This is a genomic window from Nocardiopsis changdeensis, assembly GCF_018316655.1.
GTDB classification, from domain to species: domain Bacteria; phylum Actinomycetota; class Actinomycetes; order Streptosporangiales; family Streptosporangiaceae; genus Nocardiopsis; species Nocardiopsis changdeensis.
In genome coordinates, this window is the sequence record NZ_CP074133.1 from 5433867 (window position 1) to 5457247 (window position 23381).

At 74.7% G+C, this 23381-nt stretch carries 16 protein-coding genes and 1 tRNA gene; 9 read left to right on the top strand and 8 right to left on the bottom strand.

Annotated elements, in window-relative coordinates:
* The first annotated feature begins 3 nt into the window (after positions 1 to 3).
* Entirely contained in the window at positions 4 to 1608 is a 1605-nt protein-coding gene (locus KGD84_RS24600; RefSeq protein WP_220562742.1) for a beta-N-acetylhexosaminidase, read from the top strand.
* Positions 1609 to 1752: 144 nt separating this feature from the next.
* Here the strand turns inward: KGD84_RS24600 and KGD84_RS24605 are convergent, their stop codons facing one another.
* Positions 1753 to 3000 carry an alanine racemase gene (locus KGD84_RS24605; RefSeq protein ID WP_220562743.1) on the bottom strand — a complete coding sequence of 416 codons (1248 nt, stop codon included), beginning with the start codon at positions 2998 to 3000 and terminating at the stop codon, positions 1753 to 1755.
* Between the two features lie 43 nt (positions 3001 to 3043).
* On the bottom strand, positions 3044 to 4054 hold the full coding sequence (locus KGD84_RS24610; protein ID WP_220562744.1) for a glycerophosphodiester phosphodiesterase: 1011 nt from the start codon (positions 4052 to 4054) through the stop codon (positions 3044 to 3046).
* Between the two features lie 256 nt (positions 4055 to 4310).
* On the opposite strand from KGD84_RS24610, the gene KGD84_RS24615 reads away from it, so the two are divergent.
* Together KGD84_RS24615 and KGD84_RS24620 are read left to right on the top strand one after the other, a co-directional pair.
* Positions 4311 to 5834, top strand: coding sequence for a ribonuclease E domain-containing protein (locus tag KGD84_RS24615; RefSeq protein WP_220562745.1), 1524 nt, complete (start codon positions 4311 to 4313; stop codon positions 5832 to 5834).
* A 183-nt stretch (positions 5835 to 6017) separates the two neighbouring features.
* The gene (locus KGD84_RS24620; protein WP_220562746.1) at positions 6018 to 7775 is read left to right on the top strand and encodes a gamma-glutamyltransferase family protein; all 1758 of its coding nucleotides are present in this window, start codon (positions 6018 to 6020) and stop codon (positions 7773 to 7775) included.
* Between the two features lie 588 nt (positions 7776 to 8363).
* On the opposite strand, the gene KGD84_RS24625 is transcribed toward KGD84_RS24620, so the two are convergent.
* The 5 genes from KGD84_RS24625 to KGD84_RS24645 form a co-directional block, all read right to left on the bottom strand.
* Complete coding sequence (locus KGD84_RS24625; RefSeq protein ID WP_370634572.1) at positions 8364 to 9530, bottom strand: C40 family peptidase; 1167 nt, start codon at positions 9528 to 9530, stop codon at positions 8364 to 8366.
* 156 nt (positions 9531 to 9686) lie between these two features.
* Entirely contained in the window at positions 9687 to 11345 is a 1659-nt protein-coding gene (locus KGD84_RS24630; protein WP_220562747.1) for a bifunctional 3'-5' exonuclease/DNA polymerase, read from the bottom strand.
* Between the two features lie 74 nt (positions 11346 to 11419).
* Positions 11420 to 12340, bottom strand: coding sequence for a 2-hydroxyacid dehydrogenase (locus KGD84_RS24635; protein WP_220562748.1), 921 nt, complete (start codon positions 12338 to 12340; stop codon positions 11420 to 11422).
* 50 nt (positions 12341 to 12390) lie between these two features.
* Positions 12391 to 13233: a TrmH family RNA methyltransferase gene (locus KGD84_RS24640; RefSeq protein ID WP_220562749.1), complete on the bottom strand. Its 843-nt coding sequence runs from the start codon at positions 13231 to 13233 to the stop codon at positions 12391 to 12393.
* A 98-nt stretch (positions 13234 to 13331) separates the two neighbouring features.
* Entirely contained in the window at positions 13332 to 13991 is a 660-nt protein-coding gene (locus KGD84_RS24645; protein WP_220562750.1) for a hypothetical protein, read from the bottom strand.
* A 486-nt stretch (positions 13992 to 14477) separates the two neighbouring features.
* Between KGD84_RS24645 and KGD84_RS24650 the strand changes: the two genes are divergently transcribed.
* From KGD84_RS24650 to KGD84_RS24675, 6 genes are all read left to right on the top strand, one after another.
* Entirely contained in the window at positions 14478 to 16220 is a 1743-nt protein-coding gene (locus KGD84_RS24650) for a substrate-binding domain-containing protein (RefSeq protein ID WP_220562751.1), read from the top strand.
* Between the two features lie 418 nt (positions 16221 to 16638).
* On the top strand, positions 16639 to 18393 hold the full coding sequence (locus KGD84_RS24655) for a substrate-binding domain-containing protein (protein WP_220562752.1): 1755 nt from the start codon (positions 16639 to 16641) through the stop codon (positions 18391 to 18393).
* Between the two features lie 193 nt (positions 18394 to 18586).
* Positions 18587 to 19198 carry a hypothetical protein gene (locus KGD84_RS24660; RefSeq protein ID WP_220562753.1) on the top strand — a complete coding sequence of 204 codons (612 nt, stop codon included), beginning with the start codon at positions 18587 to 18589 and terminating at the stop codon, positions 19196 to 19198.
* Positions 19199 to 19296: 98 nt separating this feature from the next.
* Positions 19297 to 21081, top strand: coding sequence for a DUF2510 domain-containing protein (locus tag KGD84_RS33630; protein ID WP_277615491.1), 1785 nt, complete (start codon positions 19297 to 19299; stop codon positions 21079 to 21081).
* Positions 21082 to 21203: 122 nt separating this feature from the next.
* Complete coding sequence (gene orn / locus KGD84_RS24670) at positions 21204 to 21842, top strand: oligoribonuclease (RefSeq protein ID WP_220562754.1); 639 nt, start codon at positions 21204 to 21206, stop codon at positions 21840 to 21842.
* Positions 21843 to 21909: 67 nt separating this feature from the next.
* A tRNA-His gene (locus KGD84_RS24675) sits at positions 21910 to 21985 on the top strand.
* On the opposite strand, the gene KGD84_RS24680 is transcribed toward KGD84_RS24675, so the two are convergent.
* Positions 21964 to 23328, bottom strand: a complete 1365-nt coding sequence (locus KGD84_RS24680) for an ATP-binding protein (RefSeq protein ID WP_220562755.1) — start codon at positions 23326 to 23328, stop codon at positions 21964 to 21966. The two genes, KGD84_RS24675 and KGD84_RS24680, sit on opposite strands and share 22 nt — an antisense overlap.
* Positions 23329 to 23381: the final 53 nt, after the last annotated feature.

Here is a 23381-nt window from a genome sequence, read left to right on the forward strand (position 1 = left end):
CCCGTGCCTGATACCTCCCCCTCCCTCCTCGACTCCCGACCCGTCATCCCGCGCCCCGCCCAGCTGGTGCCCGGCGACGAGGGTGGGCTGACACTGACCGCCGCGACCAGGGTGTCCGCCGACCCCGAAGCCCGGGGCACCCTCGTGTGGCTCCAGCGTGAACTCGGCGCGGCCACGGGGTTGCCGCTCGCCACGGGCTCCGAGGACAGCCAGATCCGCCTCAGCGTGGACCCGGGGGCCGGCCTGGGCCGCGAGGGCTACCGGCTGATCGTCGACGACGAGGGCGCGATCATCGTCGGCAACGACCCCGCCGGGGTCTTCTACGGGGCCCAGACCCTGCGCCAGCTGCTGCCCGCCGAGGCCCACCGGGACGCCCCCCTGGGCGGCACCGAGTGGACGCTGCCCGCCGTGCGGATCACCGACGCCCCCCGGTTCGCCTGGCGCGGGCTGATGCTGGACACCGCCCGGCACTTCGTCCCCAAGCGGGAGGTGCTGCGCTACATCGACCTCCTGGCCATGCACAAGCTCAACGTGCTGCACCTGCACCTCAGCGACGACCAGGGCTGGCGGGTGGAGATCGACCGCTATCCGAAGCTCACCGAGAAGGGGTCCTGGCGCACCCGCAGCCAGCTGGGGACCCCCCGGCCGGGGCAGGAGGCGGAGTTCGAGGAGCGCCCGCACGGGGGCTTCTACACCAAGGACGACATCCGCGAGATCGTCGCCTACGCCGACGCCCGGCACATCAGCGTCGTCCCGGAGATCGACGTGCCCGGGCACTCCCAGGCCGCCATCCACGCCTACCCCGAGCTGGGCGAGGCCGGCGAGATCCCGGTGGGGCAGCGCTGGGGCGTCTTCGAGGAGGTGCTGGCGGTCACCGACGACGTCATCGAGTTCTACAAGAACGTCATCGACGAGCTGCTGGAGCTGTTCCCGAGCACGTACTTCCACGTGGGCGGGGACGAGTGCCCCAAGACCCAGTGGAAGGGCAGCGAGAGCGCGCAGCGGCGCATCCGCGAGGAGGGCCTGGCCGACGAGGACGAGCTGCAGAGCTGGTTCATCCGGCAGCTCGACGACCACCTCACCGCGCGCGGGCGCCGCCTGGTGGGCTGGGACGAGATCCTGGAGGGCGGGCTGGCGCCGGGCGCGACGGTGATGTCCTGGCGCGGCGAGGAGGGCGGCATCGCGGCCGCCCGGGCGGGGCACGACGTGGTCATGTCCCCCACCGCCACCTCGTACCTGGACTACAAGCAGTCGGAGTCCGACGACGAGCCGATCCGGGTGGGCACCCTGCTGCGCACGGAGGACGTGTACCTGGCCGAGCCGGTCCCGGCCTCGCTGACCGAGGAGGAGGCCCGGCACGTCCTGGGCGCCCAGGTCAACGTGTGGACCGAGCACATCGACACGCCGCGGCGGCTGGACTACATGGTCTTCCCGCGGCTGTCGGCGTTCGCCGAGAAGGTGTGGTCCGCCGACGCGCGCGACTACGCCGAGTTCGAGCCGCGCCTGGTCCACCACCTGACCCGCCTGGACGCGGCGGGCGTGGAGTACCGCCCGCTCGACGGCCCGCGCCCCTGGCACACCCGTCCCGGCGTCCACGGCTGGGGCTGATCCCCCGCCCCGTCCCGGCCCGGGTGGGCGGGACGGGGCCTCCCGGCCGCCCGCGGCGCGGGCCGCGGCGAGGAACTTCGGCGCCCCCTCCACGGCGGGGGCTCCCGGCCGCCCGCGGCGCGGGCCGCGGGCGCGCCGGAGGGCTCAGAAGTAGGTGGCGACGACGTCGACGACCGTGTCGGCGTCGTCGACCACCGGGATGCTCCGCCACCGGTCGAAGGTCGTGCAGGGGTGGGAGATCCCGAACGACATCAGGTCGCCCGGACGCACCCCCAGCCCCGGCGGGACGTCGAGGTAGGCGTGCTGGTCGTCGAACTTGCGCACCGTCACCCCCTCGGCGGGGACGGTGGTGCCGTCGGCCCGGCGCAGGACGCGCGGGATCGGCAGGTCCTGGTCGTACCCGGCGTCGCGGCGCCCCATCCCGGCGACCGCCAGCCCCTCCTCGGGGGCGGACAGGACACGGGCCCACAGCTCCAGGGCGCCGGTGAGTGCGTCGCCGCCCTCGGGCAGCCGGTTGAAGGGGGTGAGGCGGCGGTACAGCCCGTCGTCGTGGCTGATGTAGGCGCCGCTGCGCAGGATCGGGACCGCCTCGACCATGCCGCCGAGCTCCTCGGCCACCAGGTCGAACCACGCGCTCCCGCCCACCGTCACGATCGGCTGCGCCCGCCCCGGGAAGAACCCGGCCGCCGACAGGGCCTCGGCGTCGCCGCGCAGGTCCCGCAGGAACCCGCGGACCCCGTCGGCGTCGGAGAGCGGTCCCTCGTACCCGGCCACCCCGGACACGCCCGCCCCGGGGACGGCGGCCACGGCGCGGGCCAGCTCCAGGACCTCCTCGCGGGTGCGCACCCCGGTGCGGCCGCCCGGGACGCCGCGCTCCAGCAGCACGCCGGGCGGACGGCCGCCCTCGGCGCCCTTCAGGCCCTCGGCCAGGGCCGCGACCCCCTCGGGGGAGTCGACGTAGAACAGGAACTCGAAGCCGGGGTCGGCCGCGCCCTCGTCCGCCGCCCAGCGGATCACCCCGGGTTCGAGCAGCTCGTTGGCGAGCAGGATCCGCCGCACCCCGAACCGGCGCACCGCCAGCGCCTGGTTGGCGGTGGCGACGGTGATGCCCCAGGCGCCCGCGGCCAGCTGGCGGTCCAGCAGGGCGGGCGCCATCGAGGTCTTGCCGTGCGGGGCGAACAGCAGCCCGTGGCGGTGGGTGAAGTCGGCCAGGGCCGCGGTGTTGCGGGCGAGCGCGGACTCGCGCAGCACGAGCAGCGGCCACGTGAACGGCCCGTCGAACAACCGGTCCCGCCGGGCGGCGAAGTCGGCGGCGGCGACCGGGTCCCCCGGCCACCACACCCCCTTCGTCCGCCAGTCGACGACTTCTCCGATGTCCGACCGGTCGCTCACGTGGCTCCGCCTCCTGCTCGTGGGTCTCCACGCAATCTAGCGGTTAGTGCAGAACGGGCACCAGGGGCGCGGGTAGCAGCGGCGTCGCGACCTGCTCCGGGGTGTCGTCGCGGTCCTCGCCCTCACGGCCCTCGTCGTCGAGGAAGTCGCGGATGGCGCGCTGTCCGGCGTCGGGGTAGTCGGTGATGAACCCGTCCACCCCCATGCGCAGGACGGCGTCCATGGCGGCCCGGCTGTTGACCGTGTAGGGCATGGTCTCGTACCCGTGCTCGTGGAGCAGCTCCACGTAGTCCTCGTCGATGGTGGTGTGGTTGGGGTTGACCATGTGCGCCCAGGTGAACTCCGACAGCCGGTCCTCGGGGACCCGCCCGAGCAGGGCGTGCGGGACCGAGGGCAGGAGGCGCTTGGACGAGCGCGTGACCTCCCAGTCGAAGCTCTGCACGACCAGGCGGCGCGGCTCCCACGCGGGGTTGTGCTCCAGCCAGGCCGGGCGTCTGAGCAGCTCGACCGCGATCTCCCTCTCGATCCTCGGGTAGCGGGCCGGCTCCTTGATCTCCAGGAAGAGGTTGAGGTCCAGATCCCGCATGCGGTCCAGCGCCTCGCCCAGGGTGGGCACGGGCTCGCCCTCGAACTCGGGGGAGAACCACGACCCGGCGTCGAGCCGGCGCACCTCCGCCAGGGTGTAGTCGGCGACCAGGCGGGACTCGCGGTCCGGGAAGACCTCCTCGACGTCGGTGGTGCGGGTGAGAGTGGCGTCGTGCAGGAGGACGAGCTCGCCGTCCTTGGTCCGCTGGACGTCGATCTCGACGGTCAGCGCGCCGAAGCGCCGCGCCGCGTCGAGTCCGGCGAGCGTGTTCTCCGGGGCGTGGCCGGCGGCCCCCCGGTGGGAGACGGCGATGATCGGGCGCTGGGGGTCGGCGTGCTGGACGATGACGGGCTCCGTGGTGGTGCCCAGCGGGTCGAGCCCGGGGGCGTGGACCGCGGACGCGGCGATGGGGGCGCTGACCGCGAGAACGAGTGAGACGACTCCGAAGACGATGCCGATGCGGTGCACCGGGCCTCCCAGGTACGCGTGGACGGACGTATCGGTGGGTTCCTCGACACCGAAGCCTGAGTGCTTTCGGTGACCCCCCGGTTACGGGGTGCGGAGCACGCGGGAACGACCCGCGGTCATGTTGTCCGCCTCCCACCGATTATCACAGTATGCATTCACTTGATGACTTCATGTTACATTTTTGGCTCTTGAGACCCTCGATAATTACGCAGAGCCCTGCAATTATCACTATTAGTAGTCGATGGGAAGGAACACTATGCGTAAGCACCGCACGAGGTGGGTCGCGACTCTCGGCGTCGTCGCCCTGGCCGCCGCGGGTCCGGTCGGACTCGCCGGGTCCGCCCTCGCGGACGAGGAGGACGCGCGGGAGCTGAGCTGGCCGGTCGTCCGCCAGGGCCAGTCCTCCTACAGCCTCGACGGGTACGAGATCGGGTACCTGCCCCCCGGTCTGGAGAGGTACGGCATCAACGCCTCCTCCGTCACCGACCGCCAGGGCGGGCGCCAGTCCCAGCTCTCCTGGGTCCAGGGCCCCGACCAGCTCTTCGGCCGGGTGTCCGTGATCCGGTCCGAGGCCCTCCAGGACCTCGACGACCTGCGCAAGAGCCGGTACAGCCACATCCCCGACCGGGAGCTGGAGCTCGTGGAGGGCGACGCCGCCTTCGAGGACGGGGCCTACCTGTCCGAGGAGACCGGCGACCTCTTCTGGCTGGAGAGACCCGGCGTCGCCGTGGCCGCCCACCTGCAGCCGGACCGCTGGGAGGTCAAGGAGCTGCGCCGGATGGCCGAGGAGGTCACCGAGGAGGCCGGGGCCGCCGGGCAGGCCGTCCAGGAGCCGGCCCAGGAGCCGGCTCAGGAACCCGCCGAGGGGACCGAGGAGCAGGCCGGGGCGAGCCCGGGCCCGGAGGACGCGGCCGAGGAGGTCGTGGAGGAGGCCCCCGAGACCCCGGAGGCGCCCGTCGACACCCCCGAGGTCCCGGTCGAGACGCCCGTCGAGACCCCTGAGACCCCGGAGGTCCCCGAGACCCCCGAGGTCCCGGAGGCTCCGGTCGAGACCCCGGAGGCGCCCGTCGAGACCCCCGAGGTCCCGGTCGAGACGCCCGAGCTGCCCGCCGAGACCCCGGTGGAGACCCCCGAGGCCCCGGTGGGCCCGGGCACCCCGGAGGTCCCCGGGGCCCCGGTCGGCGAGGTCGTCGGCGAGGCGCCCGAGCTGCCCGAGGTCCCGGAGGCTCCCGTCGAGACCCCCGAGGTCCCGGTGGAGACCCCCGAGACCCCGGTCGACGACGCCGTGACCCTGCCCGGCACGGGCTCCCGCGAGGTCAAGGAGTGCCTGCTGGACCGGTTCGTGGACTTCGAGGCCGGTGAGACCGGGCTGGACGAGTCCCAGCTGGCCCAGGACAGCGGCGAGTTCGTCGAGCAGGCCCTGGGCAAGGAGGACCTGGACGACGCCGAGCGCGACCGCCTGCTCGCCACCGTCTGGTACTACGGCGATGAGGGTGACAAGAACGCCGCCGTCGACACCTGCGCCCAGGAGAACGACCTGGAGCGCGCCCAGGTCGAGCAGGTCATCGCGGAGATCTCCGACCTGATCGCCGAGCTGGCCGCCGAGGCCGAGGCCGCCGCCGAGGCCGCCGAGGGCACCGAGGCCGCCGGGTCCGAGACCGGGACCGAGAAGGCCGACGACGGCACCGAGGCCGCCGCGGCCGAGCTCGACACCATCGGTGACGACGAGTGGCGCGAGCTGTGGGACTCCCTGCCCTGGAGCGTCCCGGCCCAGCAGTGATCGAACGCCGACCGGCGCCGGGGGCCCTCGGGCCCCCGGCGTTCGCGTGTCCACCCCTCCTCCCATCCCATGACCCCTCCCCCCGCCCTCGGGGCGTGCTGTAGCGTCACCCTGCGCGGACCGGTATCCCGTTCCGCGTACGGTGTGCTCCCCCCACCTCTGCTACCCCTGGAGGCCCCTCCGATGGCCCGTTTCACCACCCGTCCCCAGCTCAGAGGCGACTTCGGCATGGTCGCGTCCACGCACTGGCTGGCCAGCGCGACCGGCATGTCCGTCCTCGAACGCGGGGGCAACGCCTTCGACGCCGTGGTCGCCGCGGGCTTCACGCTCCAGGTGGTCGAACCCCACCTCAACGGCCCCGGCGGCGAGGTCCCCGTGGTCTTCCAGGCCGCGGGCGGGCCGGTGCGCGTCCTGTGCGGCCAGGGGGTGGCGCCCGCCGCCGCCACGATCGAGGCGTTCGCCGGGATGGACCGCATCCCCGGCAGCGGGGTGCTGGCCGCCTCCGTACCGGGCGCCTTCGACGCGTGGATGCTGCTGCTGCGCGACCACGGCACCCTGACCGTGCGCGACGTCCTGGACCACGCCGTCGGCCTGGCCGAGCGCGGGTACCCCGTGCTGGACCGGATCTCCGCGGCGGTCGCCGCCCTGGAGCCCGTCTTCGCCCGGCACTGGACCGGCTCCGCCGAGGTCTACCTGCCGCACGGCCGGGTGCCCGCCGCCGGGACCCGGCTGCGCAACCCCGCCCTGGCCGCCGCCTACCGGCGGATCATCGCCGAGGCCGAGGCCGCCGGGAGCGACCGCGAGGCGCAGATCGAGGCGGCCCGCCGCAGCTGGTCGCAGGGTTTCGTGGCCGAGGCCGTGGCCGCGTTCCTGGCCGTGCCGGTGCCCTCCTCCACCGGGGAGCCGCAGCGGGGGCTGCTCACCTCCCAGGACATGGCCGACTGGAGCGCCACGTACGAGGAGCCGGCGAGTGTCACCTACGGCGCCCACACCGTCCACAAGACCGGCCCCTGGGGCCAGGGGCCCACCATGCTCCAGCAGCTGCGGCTGGCCGAGGCGCTGGGCACCCGCGGCGAGGGCGCCGACTTCGTGCACCGGGTGACCGAGGCGGCCAAGCTCGCCTTCGCCGACCGCGAGGCCTGGTACGGCGACCCCGACTTCACCGACGTCCCGCTCAAGGAGCTGCTGTCCGCCGAGTACGCCGCGGCGCGCGCGGCGCTGGTGGACGACGGCCGCGCGTCCCTGGACCAGCGCCCCGGGAGCGTGGCCGGGCGCACGCCCTTCACCCCGCCGGTGTACCTGGCGCAGGAGGCCCCGGCGGACCGCACCCTCGGCGAGCCCACCGTGCAGCGCGGCGACACCTGCCACGTGGACGTGGTGGACTCCCGCGGCAACATGGTGTCGGCGACCCCCAGCGGCGGCTGGCTCACCAGCTCCCCGGTGATCCCGGCGCTCGGGTTCCCGCTGGGCACCCGGACCCAGATGTTCTGGCTCGACCCGGAGTCCCCCAACGCCCTGGCACCGGGCCGTCGGCCGCGCACCACGCTGTCCCCGACCCTGGTCACCCGGGAGGACGGCCAGGCGGTGCTGGCGATCGGCACCCCGGGCGGCGACCAGCAGGACCAGTGGACCTTCACCGCGCTGCTGCGCATCCTCAACGGGGTGGAGGACCTCCAGGAGGCCCTGGACGCCCCGATGTTCCACACCAACGCCTTCCCCAGCTCGTTCCACCCCCGGGAGACCGTCCCGGGCGACCTGGTCGTGGAGCCGGGCCTGGGCGAGGACGTCATCGCCGAGCTGCGCCGGCGCGGGCACCGGGTGCAGGTGTCCGAGCCGTGGTCGCTGGGGCGGCTGGCGGCCGTGGCCCGCGATCCGGAGACCGGCGAGCTGCGTGCGGCGGCCGACGCGCGGGGCTCCCAGGGATACGCCGCCGGGCGCTGAGACGAACGGAAACGAAACGGACATCCGAATCATCGTTTTGCACGTTAAGACTGGTTTGGGACCACTTGCCTGCCTTGATCGTGCCTCTTGCCAAATCGCCCGCTCGCTGCTTATGTAGTCCTTGTGCGACGGAACGCCGTCGTCACACCCCAGGACCATCCCGACAGGGTCGGCACGCTGTCTCCCCCTCCCTCAGCGGCTCCCTGTCAACCCCCTCCTGAACCGAGGCCTGCCTTCCCCTCCCGGCCGGGTCCTTCGGACAAGGAGACCGTGGGCCGTGGCGCCGCCGAACCGGCGGCGCCACGGCCCACCGCCTTTCCCGGACACACCGCCCCGCCGTCCGAGGGCCTCCGCCCGGGGCCGGCGAATTCGAGCGCTCGTTGCCACACGGTGATCGGTTGCCTGCCGAGACGAGTCCCGCAGGACGCCGGGACGGGGAGTCCCACCCCGACGTCTTGCGGGGCCGGGTGTCGGGTTCCTCGGCGGCTTCGTCGAGGAGGCCACGGTCGTGGCGGGACAGGCCCGTCCCCTCCGGAACGCACGCGGGCCCCGGCCGAACGGCCGGGGCCCGCGCGTTCCGCCGCGCGGTCAGGTGTGGACGCGGACCGAGCCCGCGTAGTTGGCGGTGCGCACCGGCGTGACGCGCACGTCCAGGCCGGTCCGCGGCGCCTCCAGCATCATCCCGTCGCCCAGGTAGATCGCCACGTGCGAGATGTAGTCGGGCGCGGTGGGGTCCGACCGCCAGAAGATGAGGTCGCCGCGCTCCATGTCCTCGAAGGCGATGCGCTCGCCCGCGTTCCACTGGTCGTGGGTGACGCGCGGGATCTCCACGCCCGCCTCGCGGAAGGCCCACTGGAGCAGGCCCGAGCAGTCGAACCCGACGCCCGGGGTGGTGCCGCCCCAGACGTAGGGGACGCCCAGCTGGGACTCGGCGTTGGCGATGACGCGCTCGATGACCGTCGGCGGCACGGCCTCGCCGTCGCCCGCCGGCTCGGGGGCGTCGCCCACCAGCTGGACGGACACGTCCTCGCCCAGCGCCCCGCCGAGGTCCTCGTACAGGTCCCACGGGTCGGCCCCGGGGGCCGAGACCACCAGCGCGTTGCCCTCGGGCATGCCGAGTTCGGCGGCGGTCTCCCGGGAGACCAGGGCGTCGATCCCGGCGATGCCGGAGGTGGCGTGCGTCCACACCTCCAGGGGCACGTCGCCGCGGCCGCCGGTCACGGTGACGTCGCCGCCGACCTCCAGCCCGCGCTCGGTGCCGGCGTCCTTGGACAGCGCGATGCGCCCCTCGGCGACGCCCTGCCAGATGTCGTCGGACTCGGCGGAGGGCTCGGGGGCGTGGTTGCGGAAGGTGGAGGGGTCCACGCCCAGCACGGACATGGCCTCCTCGTCGACCAGGACCCGGGCGGCGTCCACGGTGAGCACGTGCTCGACGCCGTCGATCCCGCGGACCGCGTCCACGGCCTCGGCGGGCAGGGTCTCCTGGGCGACCACGAAGTATTCGATACTGCGCGCCTCGCGGAAGGGGGCCACGTAGGCGCTGTGGCTGAGGTCGTCGGGGTCGGCGACCTCGGGGGAGGCGGAGGCCTGCGGGTCCCGGAGGGGGTCGGATCCCCCGGACGCGAGGGGGTCGGCCTGTTCGCTGATGGGGGGTCGGTCCTCGACGACGGGGTCGGCCCAGGCCGGAGCCGCCCCGAACGCGGTGAAGGCGGCCACCAGGACCGCCGTGGTGCAAGCAGATCTACGGCTCCGCACGGGGATGTCTCGCCCTTTCTCTGAACGACCCGGGGTGTGGGGGACCCCTACGGCGCGCGCCTTTCCGATGACGTTCCGAGTCCAAGAATGGGTGTACCTGAACGCCTTTGCAAGAAGCCCACGCCGTCCGATATCGAACGTCCCGGTACGGGCCGGTCAGGGGGTCATGGGGGGTCGGGGGGTGTCTTCGTACTCCTCTGCAACGGTCACAGCCAGGGGGAATCGTACCGGAGTGTCCCCGAACAGGACAGTGCGCGCCCGCTCCCTGGCGGCATCGATCGCGTGAACGGCCTCCCGGGCCCGCTCGCGGGGCACGTGCAGCAGCACCTCGTCGTGCACGAAGAACACCACCGCCCCGGGCATCGACAGCCGCAGCGACGCGAGCAGCACCAGCGCCCACTCGGCCGCCCCGGCCTGCACCACGAAGTTCCGGGTGAACCGGCCGTGCGCCCGCCGGTGGCGCTCGCCGTCGGGGCCGGACGTGCGCCGCTCCCACCCGGCGGGCCGGGGCGAGGTGCGGCCCAGCCAGGACCGCACCACCCCGCCCCGCTCGCCGGTGCGGGCGGCGGCGTCCACGTACTCCAGGGCCCGCGGGTAGTGGCGGCGCAGCAGCGCCAGCAGCGGGGCGGCGTCCCCGCCGGTCTGGCCGTACATGGCGGAGATCAGGCCGAGTTTGGCGCGGGCCCGGTCGTCGCCGGTGTGCACGGCCAGGCGGGCGTACAGGTCGTCCTCGGCGGCCGCCTCGGCCAGGGCGGTGTCCCCCGAGACCGCGGCCAGGACGCGCGGCTCCAGCTGCCCGGCGTCGGCGCGCAGCAGCACCCACCCGGGGTCGGCCCGCACGGCGCCGCGCACCGCCTTGGGGATCTGGAGGGCGCCGCCGCCCCGGGTGGCCCACCGCCCGGAGACGACCCCGCCCACCACGTAGTCGGGGCGGAAGCGGCCCAGGCGCACCCCGTCGGGGCCCTCCCGCTCGTCCACCCAGGCGTCCCGCCAGGCCCAGCCGTTGGCCGAGTGCAGCCGCGACAGCTCCTTGTAGCGCAGCAGCAGCGGCACCACCGGGTGTTCGATCCGCTCCAGCTCCCGGGCCCGGGTCGAGGTGACGGGGTGGCCGATCCACGCCATGGCCTTGAGGACCTGTGCCGGGGAGTCGGGGTTGACCTCGCGGCCGACGGCCTCGCCGATGCGGGCGGCCAGGTCGGCCAGCACCGGGGGGCGGCGCCCCGCCGGGGGCCGCGTTCCCAGCAGGCCGGTGAGGATCCGGTCGTGCAGGTCGGGCCGCCAGGGCAGGCCCTCGTGGGACATCTCGGCGGCGGCCAGGGCCCCGGCCGACTCCAGCGCGGCCAGCAGGTCCATGCCGGGCGGCAGGGCGGCCAGGCGGCGCCGCTGGTCGGCGTGGACCTCGGCCAGGGCGTCGAGCCGGTCCGTGCCCGGCGGCAGGGTGGAGCGGTCGGCCTCGAAGAGCGCGGGCTGGGCGGCCGTGCCCTCCCCCGCCGGCTCGTGGGGGTCCGCGGGCACCGGGCGCCCGTGCAGCCGGGACCAGGCGGCGCCCAGGGACCGGGGCTCGCCGTGGCGCCCCTCGTATCCGAGCAGCAGCGCCTCGACGAGCGCCGCGTCGTGGCAGCGCTCCACCCGCACCCCGGCGCGCACCAGGTCGGGGTAGACGTCGCGGGTGTCGGCCCACACCCAGCGGGGCCGGTCGGCCTCGGCGGCGCGGACGGCCGCGGCCAGGTCGTCGACCCGCCGTTCGGGGCCGTCCCCGTCCAGCGGCCGCAACCGTCCGCCGCCCTCGCCGTCGGCGACCACCGCGATCCTCATGCGCCCATTCTGGTCCGCGGTACCGACGGTCCGCGGCCGCCCGGGCCCGACCCGCCGGGCAGGGGGCGCGGCCCCTACCGGCGGCCGGGCCGGACCACGTTCTCCAGCGGCTCCCCGGCCGCCCAGCGGGCGAGCTGGGCGTCCATGAACGCGCGGGCGCGCGGGTAGAACGCCGCGGACCCGCCCGCCACGTGCGGGGTGACGAACACGCCGGGGGCGTCCCACAGGGGGTGGTCCGCCGGCAGCGGCTCGGGGTCGGTGACGTCGAGCGCCGCGCGCACCCGCCCGTTCTGCGCCAGCAGCGCGCCGGTGTCCAGGACCGGGCCGCGACCGACGTTGACCACGAGCGCGTCGTCGCGCAGCAGCGCGAACTCCGCGGGGCCGAACAGCCCCCGGGTGCGCTCGGTCAGCGGGGTGACCAGCACGACGATGTCGGCGTGGGGCAGCAGCCCGGGCAGCTCGTCCACGCCGTGCACGTCCTCCTCGGGCCGGGCCCGGCTCGCCACCCGCACGACCTCGGCCTCGAAGGGCAGCAGGCGGCGCTCGACGGCCTGCCCGATGCTGCCGTAGCCGACGATGAGCACCCGCTGGTCGGCGAGGGAGCGCAGCGGCGCCGAGCCCCACCGGTGATCGCGCTGGTCGACCGCCCACCGGGGCAGGTCCCGCTGGGCGGCGAGGATGAGCGCCAGCGCGTGCTCGGCGGTGCTGGCGTCGTGCAGGCCGCGCCCGTTGCACAGGGTGACGTGGTCGGGGACCAGGTCCAGGACGTGCTCGTACCCGGCCGAGGTCAGCTGGAGCACCTCCAGCCGGGGCATCCGGCCGATGATGTCCAGGCGCTCGTCGACGCCCTGGGTGGAGGGGGCGTAGGGCACCTGGTAGAAGCCGACCCCGTCGAGCCCGTCCGGCGCCGGCCCCCCGGCGTAGACGTCCACCGTGAGCGCCTCCGGCGCGTTGCGGCGGTTCTCCTCCCACTGCACGAGTGCCCGGCCTGCCATGAGTGGCCCTCCCCTTCCGCGTGTGTCCGCCGCCACCCTATCCGGGCCGGTCAGGCCCGGGTCCCACCGCGGTGCTCGATGCCGCCGCCGCGCTGGGCCAGCTCGTAGCAGGCGATCGCGGCCGCGGCGGTGACGTTGAGGGAGTCGACGTCGCGGCCGGACATGGGGATGTGGACGCGGGCGTCGGCGCGCTCCAGCCAGCGGGCGGACAGGCCGTCGCCCTCGGTGCCCAGCAGCAGGCCCACGCCGTGTTCGGGCCCGACCCCGGCCAGTGCCTCGCGCAGCGGCCGGGAGCCCTCGCCGGGGGTGAGGGCCATCAGGTGGAACCCGGCGGCGCGCAGCTCGTCGAGGCCGCCGTACCAGTCGTCGAGCCGGGTGTAGGGCAGGGTGAAGACGGCGCCCATCGACACCTTGACCGCCCGCCGGTACAGCGGGTCGGCGCAGCGGGGGGCCAGCACGACGGCGTCCACCCCCAGGCCCGCCGCGCTGCGGAAGATCGCGCCGACGTTGGTGTGGTCCACCAAGTCCTCCAGCACGACGATGCCGCGCGCGCCGGCCAGGACCTCCTTCAGGGAGGGCAGCGGCCTGCGGTGGAAGGCGGCCAGGGCGCCGCGGTGCAGGTCGAACCCGACCAGGCGCTCGGCGGTCTCCTCCGACACCAGGTACAGCGGGGCGTCGGCGACCAGGTCGGCCAGGGCGTGGGCGCGGCGCCGGGTGAGCAGGAAGCTGCGCGGGCCGTAGCCGGCGGCCGCGGCCCGGCGGATGACCTTCTCCCCCTCGGCCATGAACAGGCCGTGCTCGGCCTCCAGGTGGCGGCGCAGGTTGACGTCCCGCAGCCGGGTGTAGTCGGCGAGCCGGGGGTCGGCGGGGTCGTCGATCTCGATGACGTGCATGGACGACGATTATCCCCGGTCGCCGGGGACGCCGCGGCGCGGTGCCCGCGGCGCCGCCGGGGGCGGTACCGCACCGCACCGCGTGGTGCGGCGCGGCGTCACATGATCTGGTCGGTGAGGGGGCGCAGCCGCTGCCAGCGGGCCTCCTCGCAGGAGCCCTTGCGGGTGAGCGTGGTCTCGACCTCGTGGCCCTCCCAGACGCCCACGATGGTGGCCTCCTGCGGGCCGTACAGCTTGTCGGTGCACACGGTGCCCTCGCTGACCTCGGTGAACAGCGACTCGCTGCCGGGCAGCGCGGCGGTGGTGGGCTCGACGGGCACCCCGTCGATCACCTCGGAGTCGGCCGCCTCCTCGGTCGGCTCGGCCTCCTCCTCGCCAGAGCTGGGGTGCTCGGCGCTGCCCGCGGGCTCGCCGTGGAACTCGGCCGCGACGGCGGCCAGGTCGGCGCAGGCCTGCGCGTCCTCCTCGGCGTCGCCGGTGCACTCCAGGGTCTGCACCCAGGCGCGGTCGCGGTCGCTGACGTGGATCTCCAGCGTGCCGATCGGCCCGCGCGGCGCGCTCGCCTCCTCGCCGTCCGGCTCGGGGTCGAGCCCGGCCAGGTCGGGGCTGAGCGCGGTGGCGGCCTGCACGTCCTGCTGCGGCGGCAGCATCGACGGGCCGACGATCACCCCGTAGGCGACCGCGCCGGCACAGCAGGCGCCGGCGAGCAGAGCGGTGCCGAGTGTTCCTCGGCGCCGGTGATCACGATCAAGGGACATGCGAAAACCCTCGGGGGTCGTCGGTCACGGGAGGTTCCGCGGTGTGCGCCGGCGGCCATGGGGGGCATGTGCCGGGGCGGACTCCTGCAGCGGGGCCTAAGCCTAACGGGAACACGGGTGTGCTCCCCGGTGAGCACGGTAACAAAGAGATCACCCCACTCGGGTCGGGGGAGGCCCCGTCGGCCGCGGGGGCGGAGCCGGTCCGGGTGCCCTTCCGTCCGGTCCCACCGCCTCTTCCGTTCCCGCGTTACCAACGAGTAAGGTCCTGATGACGATGACGGAGAGTGGCTCAGGTCATAGAGGCCGTAGGGTGTTATGAACCCTTTCCACCCCGTGTGACGCCGCCGGGCGCGCGATGGTTCACTCTCCCGCCGTCCGGGGTGCCCGGCGCCGCACCCCGTGTCCCTGTCCCCTGTCCGCGCCGGCTCCCCCGCACACCCCGCCGCGCCCCGCGGGGAACGGCCGCGGCAACGCCCCGGAGTGCCCGTGCCCAGTGGACGTCACCGACTCAGCTCACCGACCTTCGCGACGACCCGCCGGCTGGTGCGTTCGCCGCTGGGGATCAGCGCCCTCGTCGTCGCCCTCGTCGTGGCGGCCGCGGTCGCCGTCCCCCTCGGGATCGGCGCGCTCGGCTGCGGTGACACCCGCTACCTGCGGGTGTCGGCCACGCAGAGCCTGGCCCCGATGCTGCGGGAGGCGGCGACCGAGTTCAACGCCGGGCGCCCGTCGTACAACGGGGACTGCGTGTACGCCCAGGTGGACGAGATCGCCCCGCACCGGATCATGACCGCCCTGGCCGGCGGCCCCGGCGCGGACTCCACCATCACCCCGCACGTGTGGGTGCCCGAGTCCTCCGCCTGGGTGGAGCTAGCCCGCATGTCCGCCGGGGGCACCCGCGGCATCGAGACCGACCCGCCCTCGCTGGCCTCCTCCCCGGTGGTCCTGGCCGCCCCCGAGGGCACCGAGGGCATGCCCGACCCCGACGAGACCGACTGGACCGTCGTGCTGCCCGGCGAACGCGACCCCTACCGGCCGCTGGTCATGGTGGACCCCAACCGCGGCGTCGACGGCATGGCGGTGATGCACGCGGTCCGGCGCCACCTGGGCACCGGGGACGAGGCCGACACCGCGATGACCGACTTCGTGCGCGACGTGCAGACCGACAGCGCGTTCGGCGAGATCGACCTGTCCGCCTTCTTCACCGGGGGCGCCCGGGACGGGACGCGCCCCGCCCCGGTGATCGTGGTCCCCGAGCAGGCCGTGGCGGCCTACAACGCGAACCGCGCCGGGGACGCGCCGCGGCTGCGGGCGCACTACCCCCGGGAGGGGACCGTTTCCCTGGACTACCCCTACGTCACCACCACCGACACCCCCTCGCTGCGTTCGGCCGCTGCCGACCTGTACGAGGTGCTGCGCGGCGACGCCTACCGCGACCGCCTGCGGGAGCTGGGCTTCCGCGACCCCGGCGGGGAGGCGTCCGGCGCCCTGGCCGACCTGCCCGGGATCACCGCCGCCGCGCCCCGGGTCCACGGCGACCTCACCGGCGACGCCCTGCTGGCCTCGGTCACCGACTGGAACCGGCTGTCCATGCCCACCCGCACCCTGGTGCTGGCCGACGTCTCGGCCGACATGGCCGGAGACCTCGACGGCGCGGACGGCGCGACCCGGATGGAGGCCGCCCGGCAGGCCGCGCTGATGGGCCTGGGCCTGTTCCCCGACGCCACCGACATGGGCCTGTGGCTGATGTCGGAGGAGTACGGGGAGTCCGGCCGCGAGGAGTCCGCCGACATGCAGGGCCTGGGCGACGCCGAGGACGGCCGCGAGGTCACCCGGCGCCAGGAGCTGATGGAGATCGCGCAGACCATCGACGTGCGGGGCGGCGGCTCCCGGCTCTACGACAACATCCTGGCCGCCTACGACGAGGTCCAGTCCGTCTACGACGAGGACAAGATCAACAGCGTCATCCTGCTGACCGCGGGCCGGGACGCGGGGTCGAGCGACCTGTCGCACGGCGAGCTCGTGGCGGCCCTACAGGACCGCTTCGACCCGCAGCGGCCGGTGAGCCTGTTCATCATCGCCTTCGGCGACCAGGCCGACCGGGAGGAGCTGCGCGCGGTCGCGGCGGCGACCAGCGGCTCGCTGTTCGTCACCGACGACCCCGAGGAGATCGGCGACATCTTCCTCAGTTCGATCTCGCGGCGGCTCTGCGTGCCCGATTGCGACAACTGACGTGCGCCCCCTCGGGTACGGACCGGCCGTGCCCCGGGGGCGCCCCCGGGACGCGGGCCGACCGGGGACGGTCTCGATTCCGTATCGGAATCGGTTTCCGGCCGGACCGCCCCGCCGGGAGGGGTCGTCGCCGCCGGGGGCGGATCCCCCAGGGTGACGGGGGCTGCACGGGGGCGCGGTGCGGGTCACGGCACCATGTGACCGCAATGGACCTGTACATACCGTCTCCACCCGCTCCGGAAGGTTGAGTACCTTTCCCACCAGTAACACCCTTGCGGTCGGACCGACGCCCTCCCGGTCCCGGCCCACCGGTCCGCCCCGCTCCGGCACCCGTACCGGCGCCGGCGGGCCACTCCAGTAACGGCACCATCCCCCAGGACGACTCCTCGTCCGAACACACCACCCCGTGAGGAAAGCTGTGGGACGTCACCGCGGAAGATACGCAGAAGAAGCCCCCGGTCGGTCCAGGCGCCGCCGCGGACGCGGCGGGGCCTTCGCCGCCCTGGCCGCGGCCCTCGTGATCGTCGTCGGCCTGGCGGGGGTGGGCGTGTACATGTTCGGCAACTCCGGCGGGTGCGGCGGCTCCGACATCCGGCTGGACGTGGCCGTCAGCCCCGAGCTGGCGCCCGCCGTCGACGCGGTCGCCCGCGACTTCAACCTCACCGACACCGCCGTCGACGGCCGGTGCGTGCACGTCGAGGTCCGCCAGGTCGACTCGGCCAACGTCGCCTTCGGCATCACCGGCTCCGGCGCCACCATGGGCGACACCGACTCCGACGTGTGGATCCCGGACTCCTCGGTGTGGCCGCGCATCGTCCAGAGCCAGTCCGGCGACGCCGTCCTCACCGACACCGGGACCTCCGTGGCCCGCAGCCCGCTGGTGGTGACCGAGCTCGCCGCGTACGCCGAGGAGGCCGAAGCGCCCACCACGTGGATGGACGTCGTGCCCACCGCCGCGCCCGGCGAGCAGGCCGAGCGCACCGTCCGGGTCGTCGACCCGGCCCGCAGCTCCACCGGCCTGGGCACCCTCTACCTGCTGAACGGCGCGCTGGAGGAGGCCAGCCCCGACGCCGAGACCTTCAACGCGGCCATGACGGCCGCCCTCCAGTCGCTGCACCGCGGCGCCTCCGCCGACGAGGAGGCCGCCTTCCTTGCGCTCAGCGGCGGCGGCGAGGAGGCCCCGCCGCTCATGGTGATGTCGGAGCAGGCCGCCTGGCGCTACAACTCCGCCTACGAGGAGAACGCCGTCCGGGTCGACTACCTCGAGGGCGGCACCTACTACCTCGACTACCCCTACCTCGTCCGCACCGAGGACAGCGTCCTGACCCGCGCGGCCGAGGAGTTCCGCACCGCGATCCGCTCGGACTCGGCGCGCGGGCACATCCTCGCCGAGGGCTTCCGCGGGCCCGAGGGCGAGGTGGACACCTCCGTGCTCAGCGGCGACCACGGTTTCCTGGAGGCCGCCCCCGAGGAGCTGGCGACGCCCTCCGAGGGTTCGATCACCGACCTGACCCGCACCTGGAACCAGATGAAGATGGACTCGCGCGTGCTCGCGATCGTCGACATCTCCGGGTCGATGCTGGCCGAGGTGCCCGGCACCGGGATGACCCGCATGCAGGTGACCGGCGCCGCCGCCACCCAGGGCCTGGAGATGTTCACCCCCAGCTCCGAGCTGGGCCTGTGGCAGTTCTCCACCAACGTCAACAACAACCTGCACTACCAGGAGATCGCGCCGATCCGCGAGCTCCAGGCCACGGCGGACGACGGCAGCGAGCACCGCGCCGTCCTGTCCCAGGCGCTGGGGTCCCTCCAGCCGCTGCCCCAGGGCGACACGGCCCTGTACGACACCTACCTGGCCGCGTACCAGGAGATGTCGCGGACCTACCGGCCCGACCGCAACAACGTCATCCTGATGCTGACGGACGGGGACAACGACAACCCCGGCGGCCTGGACCTGGACGGGCTGCTGACGCAGATCGAGGCGATCGCCAGCCCGTCCCGGCCGATCCCCATCATCACCATCGCGTTCGGCCCCGACGTGCAGAACCTGGAGCCGCTCCAGGAGATCGCCGCGGCGACCGGCGGCGCCTCGTACATGACCGAGGACCCGACGGAGATCGGCGACATCTTCATCAGGGCGTTCTCGCTGCGCATCTCCGAGCCCGAGGACTGACGGGGACCGGGCCCGGGGACTCGGGCCCGGGAGCGCGGGGGTCCGGGCGTGCGGGAGCGCGCCGGAGGGGGCGGTGGCCGATGCGGCCGCCGCCCCCTCCGGGCTTCCACGGGTCCCGGCCTCCATGGACTTCTCCGACCGTCCGGCGTACACAGAGAGGGCCGGGAACGACGGACCCCTTGGGGGGAGTGCGATGTCCGAGGCGTGGATGCCCGAGGCCGAGCGGATCGACGGCGGCCGGGCGCACTCCCCGCCCGGGACCGGCGCCCCGCGCGCCGTGTGGACCGTGACCGGGACGGATCCGGCCGTGCGGTCGGCACGGGAGGAGGCCGGGCGGCTGGTGTCCGCGGGGCGGACCGTGCACCTGGTGTGGAACCCGCTGACGGGCGACACCGTCCAGATCCTGCCCGCCACCCGGCGGGCCTCCCCCTCCCCCGGCTCCACCCGCCACCACGGGCTGCGCGTGGACCACGGCGACGAGGGGCGGGTGTGCCTGGTCGTCGCCGTGGTCGCCCACCGGTCCGCGCCCTTCACCCGCGGCCCGATGCGCGGCCGGGACGCGCTGCTGTCCTGGCTCGGCTCCTGGGGTGTTCCGCGGACCTGGCCCGCGGGGACGCCCGGCACCGGGACCGCCCCGCCACCGGAGCGGGAACGGGTCTGGGCCCGGGGCGGCCACTTCGGCCACGACCAGGTACCGGGCTCGACCGACCCGGGGCCGGGCCGCCTGGACACCGCCCGGCTCCTCGCCGGGGACGGCCGGGTCCCCTCCCCGCGACCGGAGCAGGAACACCCGGTCACCGACTGAGCACCCGGGGCGATGGCCTGCGGCGGGACGCCCCGGCGGACCCGGGAAACGGGATCCACTGGTCGAGCAGAGTTCCGAAACCCCTTAGTCTGACCCCCATGGGTGGATCTATCGAGCCGGGTTGGTACGCGGACCCGCAGGGCGACGCGCGAACGCTCAGATGGTGGAACGGCGAAGAGTGGACGCGGCACACCCGCTCCCTGGATGAACTCCAAGGTGGCGGGGCCGACGACGACGAAGAGGCCGCCACCGCCTACCTCGGCGGGCCCGGCGGCCCCCCGTCCGAGGACGAGCCCGGAACCGTGCGTCTGGGCCCCTCCCCCGGGGCCGTCGACGACGATCTCGGCACCATGCGCATCGACCCCTCCTGGGGCCGGGACGCGGCGCACCCCCCGGCCGACGACGAGCCCGGCACCGTGCGCCTGGGCCCCTCCACCCCCGTCGGCCCCCCGCCGAGCGCCCCCGTGGACGACGAGCCCGGCACCGTCCGCATCAACCCCGGCCGGCCCTCCACCGCCGACGAGGAGCCCACCGCGGACCTCAGCGACGGCGCGACCATGCGCGTCACCCCCGGCACCGCCTCCCCCCGCCCCCAGGGGGGCGTCAACGACGGCGCCACCATCCGCGTGTCCCCCGGCGACCTGCCCGGCCGCGGTGAGGAGCCCCCCACCGCCGACCTGAGCGACGACCTGCCCACCGCCGACCTCACCGGTTCCGGCGCGGCCCCCGGCACCGGCTCCCCGGGCGGGACCCGCGTCTTCGACCCCGGGGAGATCGGCGACGCCCCGGGCACCCGCGTCTTCGACCCGTCCGATGCTGGCGGGACCTCCGGCACCAGGGTGTTCACCCCCGGTGGCGGCGGCGAGCCCGGCGGCACCGCCGTGTTCGACCCCAACGACCCGATGTTCTCCGGCGGCGCCCCCGAGGGCGACGAGGACGAGGGCGACAGGAAGGGCGGCCGCTTCAACAAGCTGCTGGGCAGCCTCAAGGAGGGCTGGAGCGACCTCTCCGAGGAGCGCCGCGAGCAGCGCCGCGTGGCCGAGGAGGAGGCCGCCAAGCGCCGCGAGGAAGAGGCGAAGCGGCAGGCCGAGGAGGCCGCCAAGCGCGCGGAGGAGAACCGCAAGCGCGCCGAGGAAGAGGCCGAGCGCCGCGCGGAGGAGGAGCGCAACCGCCCCCCGGGGGCCGCGCCGGCCGCCCCCGCCGCGGGGACCCCGGGCGCCCCGCTCCCGGGCACCCCGGCCCCCGGGGCTCCCGTTCCGGGACCCCCCGGGCACCCCGCTCCCCCGGCCTCCCCGCCGGCTCCGGCCGAGGGCACCCCGTGGACCCCGGGCCGCCCGGACGCCTCCCGCCAGGCTCCCCCGCCGCACGCCGCACCGCCTTCGGGCCCCCAGCCGGGGTACCCGCCGACCGGCGGCCGCCCGGGCTACCCGCCCTCGGGCCCCCAGCCGGGCTACCCGCGCCAGTCGGGACCCCAGCAGGCGTACCACCGCCCGCCGCAGCCGCCGCCGGGCGGCGGCTACCCGCCGCCGTTCCCGCCGCCCCAGCAGATGAACCGCCCTCCGGGGCGCCCGCCGCAGGGCCCGCCCCCGATGAACCGGCCCGGCCCGCCCCCGGCTACCCGCCCGCGGGTCCGCGCGCCGGGGTCCCGGGCGGCCCGCCCGCGCCCCACGGCGGCCCCCAGCCCCCTGGGGCCCGCACCCGGGCGCCCCCGGCCACCAGCCCTACCCGGCCCCGCCGCCCCAGCCCCAGCCGCCCAAGAAGAAGAAGGGCGGCTGCGGATGCGGCTGCTTCACCTTCCTGCTGATCCTGCTGGTGGTCCTGGGCCTGGTCGTCGTCCAGTTCTGGGGCATCTGGGACTGGCTGTACCTCATCGGCGTCGGTGAGCCCCCGGGCGTCTCCGACCCCTTCATCTGGGACTGACCGCGTCCCGCCGCGGGGCGGCCTCCGCCGGAGGCCGCCCCGCGGCGTGTCCGGGCCCCCGCCCCCGAAGCCCTAAGCTGGCCGTATGAACGACAGTTTGGTGTGGATCGACTGCGAGATGACGGGCCTCGACTTCGAGAACGACGCGCTGATCGAGGTGGCCTGTCTGATCACCGACGGGGAGCTCAACATCCTCGACGAGGGCATCGACGTCGTGATCAAACCCCCGCAGGCCGCACTGGACGCCATGGGCGACTTCGTACGCGACATGCACACCACCTCCGGGCTGCTCGCCGAGCTCGACAAGGGCGTGACCCTCCAGGAGGCCGAGGACGCCGTCCTGGAGCACATCCGCCGCTACGTCCCCGAGCCGGGCAAGGCCCCGCTGTGCGGCAACTCCATCGCCACGGACCGCACCTTCCTCGCCCGCGACATGAAGCGGATCGACGAGCACCTCCACTACCGGATGGTCGACGTCTCCTCCATCAAGGAGCTGCTGCGCCGCTGGTACCCGCGCGTCTACTACGCGAGCCCGGACAAGAACGGCGGCCACCGCGCCCTCGCCGACATCACCGAGAGCATCCGTGAGCTGCGTTACTATCGCGCCGCCGCGTTCGTCCCCGAGCCGGGCCCGAACTCCGCCACGGCCCGCGCCATCGCCGCCGACGTGGTCGCCGGCGGCACCGGCCGCGTGGAGCCGCGCGAGGACGCTCCGGAAAACTGATCGAAGCACTCCCGGGAATCCGCTAAGATCTCATACGTACGCAGGGCCGCGAGGCCCGGCGCACGTGGTGGGTGTAGCTCAGCTGGCAGAGCACTTGGTTGTGGTCCAAGAAGTCGCGGGTTCAAGTCCCGTCACTCACCCCAGAGGCCGAAGGCCCCGACCCCCGGGTCGGGGCCTTCGCCGTTCCCGGGCCACCCACTCCCGGGCCGCCGCACGGGTCCCCCCGCATCCGACGGAGGCGGCCCGCCCGCATCGCCGACCCCAGCCGCTGGGCGAGGTGCTCGGCCCGTGCCCAGTCCCCGCGGACGAGTGCGGTCATCGCCAGTGACCAGACCAGCGGTGGCTCCGGCTCCCGGCCGAGCCGCCCGGCTATCCGCAGGGCACGCCTGTGGATCCGGTCCATCCGCTCGGAGCCGTACCCCTCGCAGGCCACCAGCGGCGCTGGGAGTGCGGTGAGCAGCCGCAACTGGAGTGCGCTGGTCTCCGGCCCGGCCGTGAGCCGCCCGGTGAGGTCCAGTGCGCGCTCCAGCGCATGCACGGCGTCGGCGTGCGCGTGCAGCCACTGGGCGTCCTCGGCCGCCCGCGTATACCACCGGACCGCCGCCTCCGTGGCGCCGGCCTTCTCATGGTGCGAGGCGAGAACCGCGGCAGCGGCCTGCTCGTCGCGCTGTTCCAGGGCGTACGCGACCGCGAGATGCGCCTGTCGGCGGCGGGGCGGGCCGAGCGCGGCGTAGGCCGCGTCGCGGATCCGGCCGTGGCTGAAGTCGTAGGAGTTGACGCCGCGCGCCCGAATGATGCCCCGCCTCCAGAGTTCGTCCAGGGCCGATACGAACTCCGGCTCGCTGAGGTCCGTAGCGGCGGCCAGCACATCGGCCGTGAAGGCGCGCCCGATCGCGGCGGCGGCCCCGGCGAGCCGGGCGGCGGGCGGCGACAGCCGCGCCAGGCGACCGGTGATCACCGCCTGGACCCTCCGCGCTGAGGCCGGAGCGTCCGGCTTCAGCGCCTCGATGACGAACAGGGGGCTGCCTTCACTGGAGCCGTACAGGCGGTCCAGCTCATCGGGTTCGAGTCTGCGGCCCGCGACGTGTTCGGCCAGGAGCGCCGTCTCCTCCTGTCCGAGCCGTTCGAGGCCGATCTCGTTGAAGCGGCCCAGTGCCCGCAGGTCCGTGATCAGACCGAGGAGCGGGTGGCCGTCGGTGAGCTCCTCGCGCCGCGCTGTCGCGGCCACCAGCAGCCGCGCCGATGGGGCGGTACGCAGCAGATGGTGCACCACGCCCAGTGACTGGGCGTCGGACCATTGCGCGTCGTCGATGATCAGCAGCACCGGGGCGCCGATCGCGGTCAGGGCCCGGCCGACCGCCCCGAACAGGCGCCGCCGCAGCTCCCCCTCCGAAAGCGGGCCCGGGGGATCGGCCCGTTCGGCGAGTTCGGGCAGCAGGCGCGCCAGCTCCGTGAGGTGGAACCGGTCGAGCCGATGCAGTCGCACGGCGATCGGTGGTGCCCGCAGCCATGCCGTGACCACCCCGTAGGCGAGCGGCC